Below are 17,615 nucleotides of genomic sequence, written 5' to 3' on the forward strand. Positions count from 1 at the left end.
CCCGGCTCGGGTCGGCCCGGCTCGGGTCGGCCCGGCTCGGGTCGGCCCGGCTCGGCTCGGCCCGGCTCGGCTCGGGCCAGCTCGGCTGAGCCCGGCTCAGCGCGACCCGGGTCGGCTCAGCGCGGCGCGGTCCCGGTCGGCACGACGTCGACCGGGGCTGCGGCCCGCGCCACCACCGCGGCCGTGACCGACTCGCGGCCCTCCGTCGGGTCCGTCTCCTGCGTCGGGTCCGTCTCCTGCGTCGTGCCCGTCGGGTCCGAGGTCACCGGGGCGGGCCCGCGTCGCACGGGATCGGCCGGCGCGCCGCCCGTGCCCACCACCACCAGGTCGGCGCGTCGCGAGGTCTGGAGGATCCCCTCGAGCACCGAGCCCGCGTAGAGCACGGTGCGGACCACGAGCCCCGGCTGCCACTCGCGCGCAGCGCGCTCGGCCGCCACCAGCAGCGCGTGCTCCTCGTGGGTGCGCGGCAGCACCGGCCGGGAGGGGCCGACCCGTCCGCCCGAGGCACGACGGTCGTCCACGTGGAGGACCGTCACGCAGGTCGCGCGCCGCACGGCCCCCTCGACCGCCCGGCGCAGCACCGCCTCGTCACCGGGCCACCGGCCCAGGGCCGCGACCACGCCCACGTCCGAGCCGGCCCCGCTGCCCCGCTCCGCGCGCCTGCTGGCTGCCACCGCACTCCCCACCTCGGTCGTGCGCCCGGGCCCCCGACGGCCGGGGACGACGCCCCTCGAGCCTGCGCGACGGCGGCCGGGGCCGACAGGGACGTACGTCCCGCCCCGGCGGACCTCCGTCCCGAGCGGCGAGCACTCCCGCGAGCGGGCCGGCGGGTCGGCGGGCGCGCAGGGACCTTCGGCCCGCCGACCCGGGGCGCCCGGCCGGTGCGTCGGCGGGGTCGACGTACGAGCCTGGGGGCAGCAGCCCCCACCCACGAGGAGCACCCGATGGACCGGCCCGACCCCGCACCCGACCAGGCCCGCGACCGGGGGCCCGGTGCCCGGGCCCTCGTGGCCCACGAATCGATGTTCGGCAACACCCGCCTCGTCGCCGACGCCGTCGCCCGCGGCCTCGAGCGTGCCGGTGTCAGCACCGACGTGGTCGACGTGGCCGAGGCCGGCGCGGTGGGCCCCACGGTGCCCGACTACGACGTGCTGGTGGTCGGCGCCCCGACCCACGCCTTCTCGCTGAGCCGCGCCTCCTCGCGCGCGCAGGCGATCGAGCAGGGGGCGCCCCTCGACCACGAGGAGCGCGGCATGCGCGAGTGGCTGGCCGAGGTGCCCGAGCCCCCGCCCGGGGCGCACCACGCCGCGACGTTCGACACCCGTGTCACCAAGGTGCGGCACCTGCCCGGCTCGGCCGCGGTGAAGGCCGCGCGGATCCTGCGCCGCCACCACTACCTCGTCGAGGACGCCCCGCGGTCGTTCTACGTCGAGGACCTGCAGCGCCCGCTCGTCGCGGGCGAGGTCGACCGCGCCGAGGAGTGGGGCGCCGAGCTCGGCGCGGCCCAGGTCGCGCGGGGCAGGGCCCCGCGGGCCTGAGCGCACCGCGACCGACGGCCCCCTGGCCCCCTGGCCCCCCTGGCCCCCCTGGCCCCGGCGGACCTCGCGGACGAGGTCCACGAGGTCCACGAGGTCCACGGGGTGGGCGTGGCACCAGGGCGTCAGCCGACCGGGCGCTCTCCGCGCAGGTCGAGGGTGGCGGGGTCCACGCCGCCCTGGTCCAGGCGGAAGGGCGGGTACTCGTCGGTCATGAGGGCGGCGTACGCCGCGACCCTCAGCACCCAGCGGTCCAGGCCCACGACCAGGTCGAAGACCGGCCGCGGGTAGCGACCGGTCACCAGCAGCACGACCGCGCCCACGACCGCGAGCAACGAGACCAGCCCGCCGCCCCAGCCCGCGTCGCCGGAGACCGCGACGGTGCCGCCCACCAGGAAGCCCAGCACGAGGTAGTGCGGCAGCGCCAGCAGCCACCACTTGACCAGCGCGAGGCCCCGGGAGAGGTGCTCGGGGTAGTCGACCGCGAGGTGGGCGGGATAGTCCGGGCGGTCCTGCAGGGTGAAGGGCGGGTAGCGGTCGGTGGCGAACCCCCCGGAGGTGTAGAACGCCACCCGCCAGCTCCAGCGCAGCACCCCGACGTTGACGTCGAAGATCGCCCGCGGGTAGCGGCCCGTGACGACGATGGCGACGAGCGCCACCAGGCTCAGCACGACGAAGCCGACCCACAGCACGCTCAGCACCAGCACGTGGGGCAGCACCAGCAGCCACTTCACGAGCCAGAGCCAGCGTCCGAGGGCGGGCTCGTCGAGGGTGGCGTCGACCCTGACGGGATACGAGTGGGTGGTCATGGCGGTCCTCCTGCGGTCCCGGGGCGGGACCCTCCTCCCCACCGTCCGCGCGCCCGCGCCGGGGCGGTCAGGGGCGAAGGTCACGCGTGGGTGCGCGGAGGTCCCGCGAGGTCGGGACCCCCGCTCCTGCCGCCCGCGGCCCTCCCGGCAGCAGGGTGGTCGCGGAGGCACAGCCATGGACCCGCACCCCGATCGGCACCGTCCGCACCGCCCGCACCGCCCGCACCGCCCGCTCACGCGGCGCGGCGACCCCGCTCGACCGGCGACCGCCAGGTCGGGGGCAGTGCCGTGCTCGTGCGTGAGGCGATGACGCCGGACCCGCTCACCGTGGGGCCGCACGCGACCCTCAAGGAGGCCGAGACCCTGCTCGCCGGGGCCGCGGTCACCACGCTCCCGGTGGTCGACGACTCCGGGGTGCTCCTCGGCACCCTCGGCGAGGCCGAGCTCCTGCGCGCCGCCGCCGCGCCCGACCCGCGGGCCCACCTGCGGCGACCGCAGCCGCACCTCGCTCCCCCGCTGCTGGTCGAGGAGGTCGCCGTCACCCGCCCGGCCACCGTGCGGCCCGGCGACGACGTCGCCACGGCCGTCGCGCTGATGGCGGCCACCGACACCCGGAGCCTGCCCGTGGTCGACGTCGACCACCGGGTCGTGGGGATCCTCACGCGCAGCGACGTGGTGCGGGCCCTGGCGCGGCCCGACCGCTCCATCGCCGCCGAGGTACGCCGCATCCTGGACTCGGTCGGTGGGGGCTCGTGGCGCGTCAGCGTGGTCGACGGACGCGTCGCGATCGACGGCACCACCACCACGGCCGAGGGCTCGCTGGCCGACGCCGTCGCCCGCACCGTGTCGGGCGTCGTCGACGTCCGCGTGACCTGAGCGCCGTCGTCGCGCCGTCGTCCCGCCGCCGCGCGGCCCGGGGCCCCGCGCCGGTGCACGGCCCGGGCGGCGGGTGTCGCGGAGTCGGTCCCGACCGGGCGCACGACGTGGGACGATCGCCCCGGAGGAGTCGGGTCGGACAGGGCCCGGCGCACGGCGGGCGGGAGGGCAGGCACGGGTGCGCGCAGACGACGAGGGATGGCGGCTCTTCCGGTGGGCGGCAGCGGCGGCCGGCACGGTGCTGGTGGTGGCCACGGCCCTCATGCTCGGGCCGTGGAGCGGCCCCGACCGCGCCTGGATCGCCGCCGACGCCGCGACGATGCTCGCCGACCTCGTCGCCGTGGCCGCCGTCGCGCTGCGGGTGCGGCGCAGCCGGCCCGGCCCGGCGCGACGCGCCTGGGGGCTGGTGCTGGTGGCGCTGGTCGCCTACGCCGTGGCCGACGGCGTCTGGACGGCCTACGACATCGCCTCCACCCCGGTGCCCTACCCCTCGGTCGCCGACCTCTTCTACCTGCTCGCAGCGCCCCCGGCGCTCGCCGGGCTGCTGCTCTTCCCCGTCGGTCGCGGGGTCGCGGTGAGCCGGGCGCGGGTGCTCCTGGACTCCGCCGTGGTGTGCTGCGCGGTCGTCCTGGTCGCCTTCATGGTGCTGCTGCGCGACGTCTTCTCCTCCCTCGGCAGCGGCCTCGGCGCGGCGGTGAACGCCGGCTACCCCGTCCTCGACGTCCTGCTGGTGTGCGTCGCGAGCCTGCTGCTGCTGCGCGGCGGCGCGGCCCGCCCCCGCGCCGACCTGGCCCTGCTGGGGCTGGGCTTCATCTGCTACGCCGTGGCCGACTCCGCCTTCGCGCTGGTGACCCTCGACGGGTCCTACGAGTCGATGCTCCTGACCGACGTGCCCTACATCGCCGCCCCCCTGGTGCTGGGCCTGGCCGCCCTCGCCCCACCCCCCGAGCAGCCGGGCACGCCCTCGGCCCGGGCCCGCCTCCTCAGCGCCGCCGCCCCCGACCTCGCGGTGCTGGCCGCGCTGGCCACGACCCTGGCCGTCGGCGGGTCGGAGGGGGCCAGCGCACGGCTGGTGCTCCTCGTGGTCGCCCTCGCCGGCGTGCGCCAGGTCTGGCTGGGGTGGGAGAACCACCGCCTGCGCGTCGGGCTCGAGCAGCGCGTGGCCGAGCGCACCGAGGAGAACCTCGCGCTGACCGCGCGCCACGTGCACCTGCTGGAGTCCGTCGGCGAGGGGATCCTCGGCCTCGACGCCGACGGCCGCATCGACTTCGTCAACGACGCCGGCGCCCGGATGCTCGGGTCGACGCCGGCGGCGCTGGTGGGCGCACCCGCGTGCCCGCGCCTGCACGGCGTGCACGCCGCGGCCGAGCACCCGGTGGCCGCGGCGACGGCGGCCCCCGGACCGGTCGTCGACGAGCCGCTCTGCGCCCTCGACGCCGCGCTGGGCGGCCGGGCCGTGCGCGACGCCGAGCACGGCTTCCGCCGCTCCGACGGGAGCGTGCTGCCGGTCGAGATCACCGCCGACGGCGCCCGACCCGGGCCCGGCGGACGGGGCAGGGGGGCCGTGGTCGTCTTCCGCGACGCCACCGAGCGCCGCGCCGCCGACCGGCTGAAGTCGGAGTTCATCTCGGTGGTCAGCCACGAGCTGCGGACCCCGCTGACCTCGATCCACGGCGCGCTCCACCTGCTGCACGACGGTGACGTCGGCGAGCTGTCGCCCGCCGCCGAGCGGGTCGTCGACGTCGCCCTGCGCGGCACCGACCGGCTCGCCCGGCTGATCAACGACATCCTGGTCGTCGACCGGCTGGAGTCGGGACGCCTGCCGCTCGACCTCGCCGACCACGACGCCGCTCCCCTCGTTGCCGGGGTGCTCGCCGCGCTCGAGCCCGTCGCCGACGCCGCCGGCATCGCCCTCGAGGCCGGCCCGGTCGAGGCGCGGGTCAGGGTCGACGCCGACCGGTTCACCCAGGTGCTGACCAACCTGGTCGGCAACGCCGTCAAGTTCACCCCCCGCGGCGGGCTCGTGCGCGTCGAGGCGGTCGTGCGCGACCGGGCCGCCGAGGTGAGCGTGACCGACACCGGCCCCGGCATCCCCCGCGAGGCGCAGGAGACGGTCTTCGAGCGGTTCCGCCAGCTCGACGAGAGCGACGTCAGGCAGCGCGACGGCTCAGGCCTGGGCCTGGCCATCAGCCGCTCCCTCGTCGAGCACCAGGGCGGGCGGATCTGGGTCGACAGCGAGCCCGGCCACGGGGCCAGCTTCCGCTTCACCGTGCCGCTCGCCGCGAGCGCGTCGGCGCCCGTCCCGGGAGCATCGGAGGGTGGCGCCGCGGGCGGCTCGACGCACGACTCCGCCGAGCACCCCGCCGGCGGCCCCGCGGTGGGTGGCGCCGGCGCCGACCGCACGGCGGCGAGCCCCGCTCCCGGTCGCTGAGCACTGTCGGAGCCCCTCACTACCCTGTGGCACCCACACCGCGAGGAGAGACCATGACCGAGACCACGGCACCTCCTGCGGGGCACCCCGCCGACGGCCACGACCTGATCCGGGTGCAGGGCGCCCGGGAGAACAACCTCAAGGACGTGAGCGTCGAGCTGCCCAAGCGTCGGCTCACGGTCTTCACCGGCGTCTCGGGGTCGGGCAAGAGCTCGCTGGTCTTCGCCACCATCGCCGCGGAGTCGCAGCGGATGATCAACGAGACCTACAGCGCCTTCGTGCAGGGCTTCATGCCCTCGCTGGCACGCCCCGAGGTCGACCGGCTGGAGGGCCTCACCACGGCGATCATCGTCGACCAGGAGCGCATGGGCGCCAACCCCCGCTCGACCGTCGGCACCGCCACCGACGCCCACGCGATGCTGCGCATCCTGTTCAGCCGGCTCGGCTCGCCGTACGTCGGACCGCCGACGGCGTTCTCCTTCAACGTGCCCACCCGACGGGCCAGCGGCGTGATGTCGACCGAGCGGGCGGGGCGCACCGAGAAGAGCGTCGTGAAGGGCGCGGTCTACCTCGGCGGCATGTGCCCGCGCTGCGAGGGCACGGGCAGCGTCAAGGACATCGACCTGACGGCGCTCTACGACGACACGCTGTCGCTGGCCGACGGGGCGCTGAACGTGCCCGGCTACTCCATGGACGGGTGGTACGGCCGCCTCTTCGCCGGGATGGGGCTGCCGATGGACGCCCCGATCTCGACCTTCACCGCGAAGCAGCTCGACACGATGCTCCACGCGGAGCCGACCAAGATCAAGGTCGAGGGCGTCAACCTGACCTTCGAGGGGATCATCCCGAAGATCCAGAAGTCGATGCTCTCCAAGGACCCCGAGGCGATGCAGCCCCACGTGCGTCGCTTCGTCGACCGGGCGGTCACCTTCCAGACCTGCCCGGCCTGCGAGGGCACGCGGCTGACCACCGAGGTGCTCGCCTCGCGCATCGAGGGCCGCAACATCGCCGAGCTGTGCGCGCTGCAGATCAGCGACCTCGCCGACTGGGTGCGCGCCCTCGACGCCCCGGAGGTCGCGCCGCTGCTCGTGGGCCTGCAGCACCTGCTCGACTCCTTCACCGCGATCGGGCTGGGCTACCTCTCCCTCGACCGCCCCGCGGGCACGCTCTCGGGCGGGGAGGCCCAGCGCACCAAGATGATCCGTCACCTCGGCTCCTCGCTGACCGACGTCACCTACGTCTTCGACGAGCCCACCATCGGGCTGCACCCCCACGACATCGAGCGGATGAACGACCTGCTGCTCGAGCTGCGCGACAAGGGCAACACGGTGCTGGTCGTCGAGCACAAGCCCGAGACCATCGCGGTGGCCGACCACGTCGTCGACCTCGGCCCGCGTGCCGGCGCGGCCGGCGGGGAGATCGTCTTCGAGGGCACGGTCGAGGGGCTGCGCGGCAGCGACACCCTCACCGGGCGCCACCTCGACGAGAGGGTGGCGCTCAAGGCGACGCCGCGCACCCCCACCGGCACCCTCGCGGTGAGCGGCGCGGCCACCCACAACCTGCGCGACGTCGACGTCGAGGTGCCCCTCGGCGTGCTCTGCGTGGTCACCGGCGTGGCCGGGTCGGGCAAGAGCTCGCTGGTGCACGGCTCGATCGCCGGTCGCGAGGGCGTGGTCGTCGTCGACCAGGGCGCCATCAAGGGCTCACGACGCAGCAACCCCGCCACCTACACCGGTCTCCTCGAGCCCGTGCGCAAGGCCTTCGCGAAGGCCAACGGCGTCAAGCCCGCGCTCTTCAGCTCCAACTCCGAGGGCGCCTGCCCCACCTGCAACGGCGCCGGGGCCGTCTTCACCGAGCTCGGGGTGATGGCCACCGTCGAGTCGCCCTGCGAGGAGTGCGAGGGCCGACGCTTCCAGGCCGCCGTGCTCGAGCACACCCTGGGCGGGCGCGACATCGCGCAGGTGCTCGCGATGCCGGTCGAGGAGGCCCTGGCCTTCTTCGCCGAGGGCGAGTCGCGGGTGCCCGCCGCCCACGCCGTGCTCGAGCGGCTGCGCGACGTCGGCCTGGGCTACCTCAGCCTCGGCCAGCCCCTCACCACGCTCTCCGGCGGCGAGCGCCAGCGCCTCAAGCTCGCGGTGCAGATGGCCGAGAAGGGCGAGGTCTACGTGCTCGACGAGCCGACCACCGGGCTGCACCTCGCCGACGTGCGCCACCTGCTCGCCCTCCTCGACCGCCTCGTCGACTCCGGCCGCTCGGTGGTGGTGATCGAGCACCACCAGGCCGTCATGGTCCACGCCGACTGGGTCATCGACCTCGGCCCCGGCGCCGGCCACGACGGCGGCCGCGTCGTCTTCGAGGGCACCCCGGCCGACCTGGTCGCCGCCCGCAGCACGCTGACCGGGCAGCACCTCGCCGCCTACGTCGGCGCCTGACGCCGCCCCACCCGGTCGCCCCACCCGGTCGCCCCACCCGGGCGCCCGGCCCCGCACCCGGCCCCGCGCCGATCCGACCACGCCCGCGCAGCAGCGGCCTAGGCTCCTCGGCATGAGACGCTCCGCCGCCCTCGCCGCCCCCGTGACGCTGCTCGCCCTGCTCGTCGGGTGCAGCGACGACGACCCGGCCGGCGACGGGGCCGCCGCCCGCGGAGGCGCGACGACGGGCGCGACGCCCGCCCCGTCGGACCCCGGCACGCCCTCCGGGAGCGACGAGGGCGCCCCCTCGCAGGACTCCGCGCCCGCGCCGGGCGACCCCGACGCCGCCGTGCCGGGCGCGTGCCGCCAGGTGGTGCTGGGCATCGACGCCTTCAACCTCGGCGACTACGAGGAGACGGTGCGCCGCTTCGAGGAGGCCGTGCCCCTGGCCCGGGAGGCCGTCGACGACGACCCCACCACCGACGCCGCCGACCTGCTGGAGGCGGTGGAGTACTACGCCGAGCTGGCCCCCGAGGACTACCTCGAGGCCGCCGCCACCTCGCCCGACTTCGCGCGCTACAAAGAGATCACCCTGGGCCAGTGCGCCGCCGCCGGCGCCGGACGCCCCGTGCAGAGCGAGCCGCCCGGCCAGCTGGCCTGAGCAGCGTCTGCCGCCCACCGGCCCTCGCGGCCCCGGGGCCGGTGGGATGCGTACGGTGTCCTCACCGCCATGACCACCGAACCGACCGACGCCTCCCCTGTGAGCGCCCCGCCCATGACTGCGACGCCCGCCCAGGGCCGCAAGCTGCTGCTCGCCGTCGACGCGCCGTCGCTGCTGCACCGCAACCACCACGCGCGGGCGGAGTCGGCGCTGCTCGACCAGGGCGGTCGCCCGGCGTGGGCGCTGCACGGCATGCTGCGCCAGATCCTCGAGGCCATCGACCAGTTCGCCCCCGACGCGGTCGTCTTCGGGCTCGACGACCGCCGCGACTCGGTGCGGGAGCGGATGTACCCGGCGTACAAGGCCGGACGCGCCGCCAAGGACGCCACCCTCGTCGACCAGCTCGAGCGGGCCGCGGCGCTCCTCGACGCCCTGGGCCTGCAGACCGTCACCCCGGCCGGGCTCGAGGCCGACGACGTGAGCGCCTCGGCCGCGGTGTGGGCCGAGACCCACGGGTGGGAGTGCGTCATCATCACCTCCGACCGCGACTCCTTCGCCCACATCAGCGAGCACACCCGCGTGCTGCGGCTGATCAACGGCGGCATCAACGCCTCCCCGCTGCTCAACCCCGCGCGGCTCTTCGCGCTCTACGGCATCGCCGCCGAGCACTACCTCGAGTACGCCGCCCTGCGCGGCGACGCCAGCGACAACCTGCCCGGCGTGCCCGGCATCGGGGAGAAGACCGCGCCGGTGCTGCTCTCCCAGATGGGCTCGATGCGCTCGGTGTGGGCCGACATCGAGCACTGCGACGGCGCCAACCTCGTCGCCGCGCTCGACTCCTACTGCGAGGAGACCGGCCAGCGCCGCATCGGCGCCGGGCTGCTCAAGCGGCTCACCGCACCGGGCGCCCGGGAGCGCTTCGACTTCAACCTCGCGATCATGTCGGGCCGCCCGGTCGACCTGGGTCTGACTCCCGACGTGCCCGGCACCCCGGGGCTGCTGCCGCTCGACCCCGACCGCGTCTCGCGCGTGGTCGGCTACCTCGGCGTGCCCGCCACCACCCAGCTGGCGCTGCGCGTGCTCACCGAGCCGCCGGGCTCGCGGCTGGCCGCACCGACCTGGGGCTGAGGGCCCTGACCGGGTACGTCGCGGTCGTCGCCGGCTGCACCGGCCGGGCCGACCCGCCCGCACGTCTCGCACGTCCGTCCTGCACGTCTCGTACGTCCGTCCCGCGCAATTGCGCCACTTCAGCGGTCGGCCCGCCCCGGCAACCGCACCAGCGGCGCAAACCCACCCCCGCAACCCCACCCCACCCACGCAATTGCGCCACTCCAGCAACCAGGCCGCCCCGGCAACCGCACCAGCGGCGCAAACCCACCCCGGCAACCCCACCCCACCCACGCAATTGCGCCAGGGCGGTGTCGTCGGCGAAGAGGCGTAGGGCCTCCCCGCCGTCGTGGGCGGCCACCACGTCGTGAGCGGCCTGTGCAGACCGCACGAGCACCTTGCGGATCTCTCCTGGTCCTCGCCTATCCCGATGCGGGCCGCGGTGGCGTGTCCTGGGCCCGGTCGCGGATCAGCGCAGCGCGGAGGCGCTGACCCGGTCGCCCCAGACCGCCTCCGCGCCCGAGTCGCCCACGCGGTAGACCTGCACCGCGGTGGCCAGCGCCGCCACGACGGCGAGCACCGCCACGACGGTCGTCAGCCACGAGGGCCCCGGGGCCGGCTTGCCCGCGGCCGAGCGGCGCGCGAGCACCACCATGACCAGGGTGAGCACCAGGAGCGGGATCGCGAACCACAGCAGCTGCTCGCCGAGCTCGGCGTGCTCACCCGGGTCGCCCACCCGCTGCTCGAGTGCCTCGCCGCTCGAGGTCGCCACCGGCACCAGCACGGTGGCGACCGCGGCGACGCCGACGACCAGCGGCCCGAAGGTCACGCGCCAGCGCGGCCGGGCGGCGATCGCGATCGTGCCGAGCACCGCGAGCGGCAGCAGCACGACGACGGCGTGCACCACGAGCGGGTGGACGGGCAACCCGTCGATCAGGTCGAACATGGAGGACCTCCGGAGTCTGTGGCCGTCCGGGGATCGGAGCGGTCGGCCCGTGGGCGTGGACCGATCATGGCGCAGCCACCTGAGGAGCGCCTGATCCGGCGCGCCGCCGCCTCGGTACCATCCGCGCGCGGCGCCGACCACGGCGCCGCGGACCGTCGCGACACCCAGGGGAGCACCGGTGCGAGCAGTCGTCGTCGAGCAGTACGGGCAGGCACCGGTCGTGCGGGAGGTCGCCGACCCCGAGCCACCCCCGGGCGGGGTGGTGGTGCGCGTGCACGCCACCGGGCTGTGCCGCAGCGACTGGCACGCGTGGGCCGGCCACGACGACGGCGTCACCCTGCCGCTCGTGCCGGGCCACGAGCTGGCGGGCACGGTGGTGGCCGTGGCCCCCGACGTACGCCGCTGGCGCGTGGGCGCCCGCGTGACCACGCCCTTCGTCTGCGGCTGCGGGCGCTGCGCGTGGTGCACGAGCGGTCAGGCGCAGGTCTGCCCCGACCAGACCCAGCCGGGCTTCACCCACGACGGCTCCTTCGCGGAGCTGGTCGCGCTCCGGGCCGCCGACACCAACCTCGTGGCCGTGCCCGACGCGGTCGGCGACGCCGCGGCGGCCAGCCTGGGCTGTCGCTTCGCCACCTCCTACCGCGCCCTGAGCGCCCGCGCCGACCTCCGCCCCGGTGAGTGGGTCACCGTCGTGGGCGCCGGCGGGGTCGGCCTCAGCGCGGTGATGATCGCGGTGGCCCGGGGGGCGCGGGTCGTGGCCGTCGACCGCTCCCCCGCCGCCCTCGACCTGGCCCGCCGCCTCGGCGCCGAGCACACCGTGCTCGCCGCCGATCCGGCCGACCCGGCCGCCACGCCCGCCACGCCCGCCGGGCGGCCGCCGGGTCACGACGTCGGCCCCGGGCCGAGCCGGGTCGCCGAGGAGGTGCACGACCTCACCGGCGGCGGCAGCCACGTGGCCCTCGACGCCGTGGGCAGCGCGGCCACCTGCGCCGACGCGATCCACAGCCTGCGGCGCCGCGGGCGCCACGTGCAGGTCGGCCTCCTGCCCGCCGTCGACGGCCACCCGCCGGTGCCGATGGACCGGGTGGTGGCCTGGGAGATCGACGTGCTCGGCAGCCACGGCATGGCCGCGGCCGACTACCCCGCCCTGCTCGCCGAGGTCGAGCGCGGCGCGCTGCGCCCCCAGGACCTGCTCGATCGGGTCGTCGACCTCGACGAGGGCGCGAGGCTGCTGCCCGGCGTCGCCACCGCATCACCGGCCGGCATCACCGTGATCGACCCGCGCCTGCCGGCCCGCGGCTGAGCCGGCGCTGCCGGCGTACCCCCGCCCGCAGGGCCGCAGGGCCCCGCGCGGTGTCCGGAGAGGGGGAAGCCTCCCGCGGCACGGGCCGGCCCTGCCATCATCGGAGCCATGAGCACCGACAGCGCCGACGCCACCGCCACCGGGGTCACCTGGACCCCCGACCTGCTCGGCGAGGGCTACGAGCAGCACGTGATGGACCTCGGGGAGGACCCCGACGGCGAGGGCGAGGTCGCGGCGGTGCTCGTGCGGCGCGGCGTGCGCGACGGCGAGTCCGTGCGCGGCGCGACACTCTACGTCCACGGCTTCTCCGACTACTTCTTCCAGACCGAGCTGGCCGACTTCTTCGCCGAGCGCGGCCAGGCCTTCTACGGCCTCGACCTGCGCAAGTGCGGTCGCGCGCGCCGTGAGGGGCAGACGGCCCACTTCGTCTCCGACCTGGCGCAGTACGACGCCGAGCTCGACCGCTCCCTGGAGCTGGTGGCCGCGGCGCACCCGGGCGTGCCGGTCACCGTGGTCGCGCACTCCACCGGCGGCCTCATCGCCCCGCTGTGGCTCGACCGCCGCCGCCGCGCGGGCCGGCTCGCGCCGATCGCCGGGCTGGTGCTCAACAGCCCCTGGCTCGACCTCCAGGGCAAGCCGGTCATGCGCGGCCCGGTCACCTGGGCGGTGCGGGCGCTGTCGAAGGTGCGCCCGCTGCGCGCCCTCGACCTGCCCGAGGGCACCTACGGCGAGACGCTCCACGTCAGCGGGACCGGGGAGTGGGAGTTCGACACCGTCATGAAGCCGCTCGAGGGCTTCCCCGTCACCGTGGGCTGGCTCAACGCCGTGCGCCGCGGCCACGCGCGGCTCCACCGCGGGCTCGACGTGGGCGTGCCCTCGCTGGTGCTGCGCTCCGACAAGACCTACTACTCCTCGCGCTACTCCGAGCGCAGCGACCGCGCCGACACCGTGCTCGACGTGCGCCAGATCGCCCGCTGGTCGGGGTGCCTGGGCTCCGAGACCACGGTCGTGCCCGTCGTCGACGCCCGCCACGACGTCTTCCTCTCCCTCGCCGAGCCCCGCGCGGCCGCCTACGCCGCCGTCGACACCTGGCTGCGCACCCACGACCTCGCCGGCTGAGGCCCCGGGCGTACGGCGGGCCGCGTCAGCCCAGCGTGACCGGGAGCCGGTCGAAGCCGCGCAGGATGCGGGTGGTGCGGCGCCGGGCGCCGGGGGCGAGCGCGAGGTCGGGGAAGCGCTCGACGACCGCGCGCAGGCCGACCTCGCCCTCCATCCGCGCCAGGGCGGCGCCCAGGCAGTAGTGGCGCCCGGAGGAGAACGACACGTGGTCGGCGGCGTTCTCACGGGCCACGTCGAAGGTGTCGGGGTCGGCGAAGACGTCGGGGTCGCGGTTGGCGGCCGCGAGCAGCGTGGTGACCGCGGCGCCGCGCGGCACCGGGACCCCGGAGAACGTCGTGTCGCGCAGCGTCATCCGCCCCGTGAGCAGCACGGGCGGGTCGTAGCGCAGGACCTCGTCGACGGCGTTGGGCCACAGCCCGGGCTCGGAGCGCAGCCGGGCGAGCTGGTCGGGGTGCTGGAGCAGCAGGGCGACGCCGTTGCCGAGGAGGTTGACCGTGGTCTCGAAGCCCGCGGCGAGCACGAGACCGGCGGTGGCCTTGAGCTCGGCGTCGGTGAGGGCCACGCCGTCGTCGGAGCGGGCGGTGACGAGCTGGCTGAGCAGGTCGTCACCGGGGCTGCGGCGCACCTGGTCGATGTGGTCGCTCAGCCACGCCTCGAAGTCGGTCAGCGACGACTCCACGCGCCGGAAGCCGCCCCACGTCAGCCCCAGGTCGAGGCTGGGCGCCGCGCCCGTGCCGAAGTCGAGCACCCGGCCGCGGTCGGCGGCGGGCACCCCGAGGATCTCGGCGATGACGGTGACCGGGAGCTGGGCGCAGTAGGTCTCGACGAGGTCCACCGCGGTCCCCGGCTCGCGGCGGGCCCGCGCCTCGAGGTCGTCGAGCAGCCCGGCGGCGATCTGCTCGGTGCGCTCGCGCAGGCCCTGCACGGCCTTGACCGAGAAGACCCGCGTGACGAGCTTGCGGTAGCGGGTGTGGTCGGGCGGCTCGGTCACCAGCAGCGAGGGTGGGGTCAGCGGACCGATCGGCGCCTGCCGGGCGGCCCAGTGGCCGATGCGACCGAGCACGCCGCCGGGTGAGAACTCCACCCCGGCCCGCACGTCGGCGCTGGTGAGCACCTCCTTGACCACCGGCTGGGAGGCGGTGACGAAGGCGAACTTCGAGCGGTGCAGCGGGCCGTCGGCCCGGATCGCCTCGAAGAGCTCCAGCGGCACGGTCTCCCCGTCGCGGGTCGCCTCGATCAGGCGCCCGTGCAGGTCGCCCTGCTTGGCCGCGCTGCGGATGGCCGTGGCCGGCAGCGCGTGGCCGAAGCCCCACCGCACCGCCGAGGCCGCCCGGCCGCCGACCTGCTCCTGGATGCTCATGGGCCCACCTCTCCTCGCCGACACCGGCCACGACCTGGGATACCGATCGGTATCGAGTACTGGTGAGTATCGTAGCCACCGATGTCAACCTCCCCCGAGCCCCGCCCCACCACCGACGGCACCACCGACGGCACCCGCGACGGCACCGACGCCGCTCCCGGCCCCGCCGTCCGTCGTCGCCCCCCGCGCGGCGAGGTCCGGCGTGCCCTGCTCGACGCCGCGGCCGAGCTCTTCGCCCGCGGCGGCATCGACGCCACCAGCCTCGACGACGTGGCCCGCGCGGCGGGCTTCACCAAGGGCGCCGTCTACTCCAACTTCGGCAGCAAGGACGGTCTGGTCGACGCCCTGGCCGAGGACCGGATCTCGGCCTACCTCGACCTGGGCCTGGCCGCCGTCAGCGACGTCGCGGTGCCCCTGGAGCAGCAGGCCCGCGACCTGGGCGACCGGCTCAGCGCCGCCGCCGAGGAGCAGCGCGACTGGCACCTGCTCTTCCTCGAGCTGTGGCAGCGCGCGGTGCGCGGCGAGGGCTCGCAGGCCTTCCGCGAGCGCCGTCGCGACCTGCACCACGTGGTGAGCGCCGCGATCGCCGAGCACGTCGACGCCGCCGGGGTCGAGGCCCCGCTGCCGGCCGAGGAGCTGGCCACGGTGCTCATGGCGCTCTCCAACGGCCTGGCCATCGAGCGGCACGCCGACCCCGGCTCGGTCGCCGACGACCTGCTGGGGCGGGTGCTGGTGGTGCTGATGGGTGCGGCTCCCCCGTCGGGACGACCCGCTCACGTGGCGCGCGAGCAGACCCGGGGCGCGGCTCAGAGCAGCGTGGACCAGTAGTCCCAGAAGCGCACGCCGATGAGACCCACCACCACGACGAGCGCGAGGAGCAGCACCAGCGCGTGGGCGTCGCGCAGCAGCGCGGTGAGCGAGGAGTCGCGGGCCCGCGCCCCCAGCACGCCGCTGCTGAGGTTGCGCAGCGTGACGTACCAGAAGACCGGCACGACCATGCTCCACACGACCATGCAGTAGGGGCACAGCGCGCCGATGCTGTAGAGGCTCTGGTCGATCAGCCAGGCCACGAAGACCAGGCCCACGGTGGCCCCGGCCTGCAGCCCCAGCCACCACCAGCGCGGCAGCCGCACCCGGGCGAGCACCAGCGCCCCCGTCACGACGAGCACGGGAAAGGCCGCGATGCCGATCAGCGGGTTGGGGAAGCCCAGCAGCGAGGCCTGGTCGGTCGCCATCACCGAGCCGCAGCTCAGCACGGGGTTGATGCTGCAGCTGGGCACGTAGGAGGGATCGGTGAGCAGCTTGACCTTCTCCACCGCGAGGGTGAAGGCCGCCAGCCCGCCGACCAGCCCGCCGACCAGCAGCAGCCAGCCCAGCGCGCGGTCGGCGTACGCCGCACCACCGCCACCGGCCGCGGCACCACCGTCGTGGCCCGGGTCGTGGTCCGGGTCGTGGTCCGGGTCGTGGTCCGGGTCGTGGAGGTGGTCGGGCGGGACCGACCCCCGCGGGTCGACGACCTCGGCACGCTGCGACACGGGGCACCCTCCTGCCACGTCGGGTCGGGCCGGGGGCCCGACGGGCGCGTCGGCGCCCACCAGGATGGTAGGCGACCCCGGCCGCACGCACCTGAGTTCACCCTGAGGGGCCCTTGTGAGGACCCGGGCGCTCCGACATCGTGGGTCGGACGGCTTCCGCCGTCAGCCCCACCCCACGCGCACCACCTCCGCTCCACGGAGTCTCAGAAGGAGTCATCTCATGGTCATCGGCCTGGGCATCGTCCTCATCGTCGTCGGACTCGTCTTCGTCCTCGACGTCATCACCCTCGACCTCGCCAACGTGGAGGACACCACCCTCGGGTGGATCCTGCTCGCCGCCGGCGTGCTCGCGATCGTCGTGTCGCTCGTCGTCAACCAGCAGCGCACGCGCAGCGTGCACGTGACCGAGCGTCGCGACACCCTCCCCCCGCGCTGAGCAGCCGCGTGAGCGCCGCCCACTCGCTGGAGGGTCCGACCCACACGCCCGTGCTCCACCTGGCCACCGCATCCCCGCTGCCGGCTCCTGAGCCGCTGGGGGCCGAGGGGGTCCGTCTCGACCTGCCCCGCACCCACCAGCACCTGTGGGACCTGCGCGGCGTGGAGTTCGAGGACGGCCTGACCGTGCGCTCCTACGAGTGCACGGGCTGCACCGACGTGCTCTTCCGCTGAGCCGTCGCGCTGCGGGGCCGCTCGACCCCGCACGACCACACTGCTCGACAGCACCGCACGAGAGCCCCGCCGGCCGTCGCCGTCGGGGCTCTCGTCCCGTCGTCGCCGTGCCGTCAGGGCCGGTGCGACCGCCCGCGGCCCCGCCGCCGGGTCGGCCCTCAGTCGCGCTGCAGCATCCGCGAGCGGTCGGGCTCGAAGCCGTGGGACATGCCGTAGGCCACGGCCTGGGAGCGGCTGGTGACCTCGAGCTTGCGGTAGGCGGTGCGGATGTAGGTCTTGACCGAGTTGATGCTGAGGTAGGTGCGCTCGGCGATCTCCTGGTTGGTCAGGCCCTGCACGATCAGCGCGAGCATCTCGCTCTCGCGGCCCGAGAGGCCCAGGTCGCGGCCGGGCCAGCTGACGGCGTCGCCGGTGGCGTCGTCCTCGGCGCCCTCGTCGTCGCCGCCGCTGCCCGTCGGCGGCACGACCCGGGCGCCCGCGTGCACGCGCTCGATCGACTCCACCAGGTCGGCCGACGACATCGACTTGGCGAGGTAGCCCGACGCGCCGGCCTTGAGGCTGTCCTGGACCAGGGCCTCGTCGACGTTCCAGCTGTAGACGGCCAGGCGGGCACCGGCGGAGCCCACCTCGTGGACCAGGTCGCGCACCTCGGTGCAGGCGCCCTGGGTCTGGGCGAAGCTGTCGAAGAGCACCACGTCGACGTCGCTCTCGACCGGCACGTTGACGGCCAGCTCGACGACCTCGACCCGGTCGGCGAAGGGCGCCAAGGCACCCGCGAGGCCCTTCACGACCAGCTCGTAGTCGTTGACGATCGCGAGGCGGATGGGGGAATCGGTCGACACGAGCCCGACCC

General features: G+C 75.7%; 17 protein-coding genes. 11 read left to right on the plus strand and 6 right to left on the minus strand.

Going from position 1 to position 17,615, the window contains the following annotated elements; genetic code table 11:
* Nucleotides 1–116: 116 nt before the first annotated feature.
* Nucleotides 117–674, minus strand: a complete 558-nt coding sequence (locus LPA27_RS16490) for a universal stress protein (RefSeq protein WP_228943136.1) — start codon at nucleotides 672–674, stop codon at nucleotides 117–119.
* 270 nt (nucleotides 675–944) lie between these two features.
* Between LPA27_RS16490 and LPA27_RS16495 the strand changes: the two genes are divergently transcribed.
* Nucleotides 945–1,538, plus strand: coding sequence for a flavodoxin family protein (locus LPA27_RS16495; protein WP_228943137.1), 594 nt, complete (start codon nucleotides 945–947; stop codon nucleotides 1,536–1,538).
* Between the two features lie 122 nt (nucleotides 1,539–1,660).
* Here LPA27_RS16495 and LPA27_RS16500 read toward each other — a convergent pair whose 3' ends face one another.
* Nucleotides 1,661–2,344, minus strand: coding sequence for a DUF4389 domain-containing protein (locus tag LPA27_RS16500; RefSeq protein WP_228943138.1), 684 nt, complete (start codon nucleotides 2,342–2,344; stop codon nucleotides 1,661–1,663).
* A 306-nt stretch (nucleotides 2,345–2,650) separates the two neighbouring features.
* Here LPA27_RS16500 and LPA27_RS16505 point away from each other — a divergent pair, with 306 nt between their 5' ends.
* The 5 genes from LPA27_RS16505 to LPA27_RS16525 all read left to right on the plus strand — a co-directional run bounded on the left by LPA27_RS16505 (nucleotide 2,651) and on the right by LPA27_RS16525 (nucleotide 9,851).
* The gene (locus LPA27_RS16505; RefSeq protein ID WP_228943139.1) at nucleotides 2,651–3,220 is read left to right on the plus strand and encodes a CBS domain-containing protein; all 570 of its coding nucleotides are present in this window, start codon (nucleotides 2,651–2,653) and stop codon (nucleotides 3,218–3,220) included.
* A gap of 178 nt (nucleotides 3,221–3,398) precedes the next feature.
* Nucleotides 3,399–5,651: a PAS domain-containing sensor histidine kinase gene (locus LPA27_RS16510; RefSeq protein ID WP_228943140.1), complete on the plus strand. Its 2,253-nt coding sequence runs from the start codon at nucleotides 3,399–3,401 to the stop codon at nucleotides 5,649–5,651.
* Nucleotides 5,652–5,704: 53 nt separating this feature from the next.
* A complete protein-coding gene (locus LPA27_RS16515; protein WP_228943141.1) occupies nucleotides 5,705–8,083 on the plus strand; it encodes an ATP-binding cassette domain-containing protein in 2,379 nt (792 codons plus the stop codon).
* Nucleotides 8,084–8,195: 112 nt separating this feature from the next.
* A complete protein-coding gene (locus tag LPA27_RS16520) occupies nucleotides 8,196–8,723 on the plus strand; it encodes a hypothetical protein (protein ID WP_228943142.1) in 528 nt (175 codons plus the stop codon).
* A 114-nt stretch (nucleotides 8,724–8,837) separates the two neighbouring features.
* Nucleotides 8,838–9,851: a 5'-3' exonuclease gene (locus tag LPA27_RS16525; RefSeq protein WP_193664452.1), complete on the plus strand. Its 1,014-nt coding sequence runs from the start codon at nucleotides 8,838–8,840 to the stop codon at nucleotides 9,849–9,851.
* 448 nt (nucleotides 9,852–10,299) lie between these two features.
* Here the strand turns inward: LPA27_RS16525 and LPA27_RS16530 are convergent, their stop codons facing one another.
* Nucleotides 10,300–10,776, minus strand: coding sequence for a DUF2231 domain-containing protein (locus tag LPA27_RS16530; protein WP_056862634.1), 477 nt, complete (start codon nucleotides 10,774–10,776; stop codon nucleotides 10,300–10,302).
* A gap of 178 nt (nucleotides 10,777–10,954) precedes the next feature.
* Between LPA27_RS16530 and LPA27_RS16535 the strand changes: the two genes are divergently transcribed.
* Together LPA27_RS16535 and LPA27_RS16540 are read left to right on the plus strand one after the other, a co-directional pair.
* A complete protein-coding gene (locus LPA27_RS16535) occupies nucleotides 10,955–12,079 on the plus strand; it encodes an alcohol dehydrogenase catalytic domain-containing protein (RefSeq protein ID WP_228943143.1) in 1,125 nt (374 codons plus the stop codon).
* A gap of 108 nt (nucleotides 12,080–12,187) precedes the next feature.
* A complete protein-coding gene (locus tag LPA27_RS16540) occupies nucleotides 12,188–13,198 on the plus strand; it encodes an alpha/beta hydrolase (RefSeq protein WP_228943144.1) in 1,011 nt (336 codons plus the stop codon).
* 25 nt (nucleotides 13,199–13,223) lie between these two features.
* Here the strand turns inward: LPA27_RS16540 and LPA27_RS16545 are convergent, their stop codons facing one another.
* Nucleotides 13,224–14,558: a cytochrome P450 gene (locus tag LPA27_RS16545; RefSeq protein ID WP_228943145.1), complete on the minus strand. Its 1,335-nt coding sequence runs from the start codon at nucleotides 14,556–14,558 to the stop codon at nucleotides 13,224–13,226.
* Nucleotides 14,559–14,639: 81 nt separating this feature from the next.
* Here LPA27_RS16545 and LPA27_RS16550 point away from each other — a divergent pair, with 81 nt between their 5' ends.
* Nucleotides 14,640–15,386 carry a TetR/AcrR family transcriptional regulator gene (locus tag LPA27_RS16550; protein WP_228943146.1) on the plus strand — a complete coding sequence of 249 codons (747 nt, stop codon included), beginning with the start codon at nucleotides 14,640–14,642 and terminating at the stop codon, nucleotides 15,384–15,386.
* Here the strand turns inward: LPA27_RS16550 and LPA27_RS16555 are convergent.
* Nucleotides 15,365–16,093: a vitamin K epoxide reductase family protein gene (locus tag LPA27_RS16555; protein WP_228943147.1), complete on the minus strand. Its 729-nt coding sequence runs from the start codon at nucleotides 16,091–16,093 to the stop codon at nucleotides 15,365–15,367. The genes LPA27_RS16550 and LPA27_RS16555 overlap by 22 nt on opposite strands.
* A 220-nt stretch (nucleotides 16,094–16,313) precedes the next feature.
* Here LPA27_RS16555 and LPA27_RS16560 point away from each other — a divergent pair, with 220 nt between their 5' ends.
* Nucleotides 16,314–16,529 (plus strand): DUF6458 family protein, encoded by a 216-nt coding sequence (locus tag LPA27_RS16560; RefSeq protein ID WP_228943148.1) that lies wholly within the window; start codon nucleotides 16,314–16,316, stop codon nucleotides 16,527–16,529.
* Nucleotides 16,530–16,537: 8 nt separating this feature from the next.
* Nucleotides 16,538–16,762, plus strand: coding sequence for a hypothetical protein (locus LPA27_RS16565; RefSeq protein ID WP_228943149.1), 225 nt, complete (start codon nucleotides 16,538–16,540; stop codon nucleotides 16,760–16,762).
* 158 nt (nucleotides 16,763–16,920) lie between these two features.
* On the opposite strand, the gene LPA27_RS16570 is transcribed toward LPA27_RS16565, so the two are convergent.
* Nucleotides 16,921–17,604: a response regulator transcription factor gene (locus tag LPA27_RS16570; RefSeq protein ID WP_228943150.1), complete on the minus strand. Its 684-nt coding sequence runs from the start codon at nucleotides 17,602–17,604 to the stop codon at nucleotides 16,921–16,923.
* Nucleotides 17,605–17,615 lie beyond the last annotated feature (11 nt).

The sequence above is a fragment of the Nocardioides sp. Leaf374 genome (assembly GCF_916862475.1).
GTDB lineage: Bacteria > Actinomycetota > Actinomycetes > Propionibacteriales > Nocardioidaceae > Nocardioides > Nocardioides kribbensis.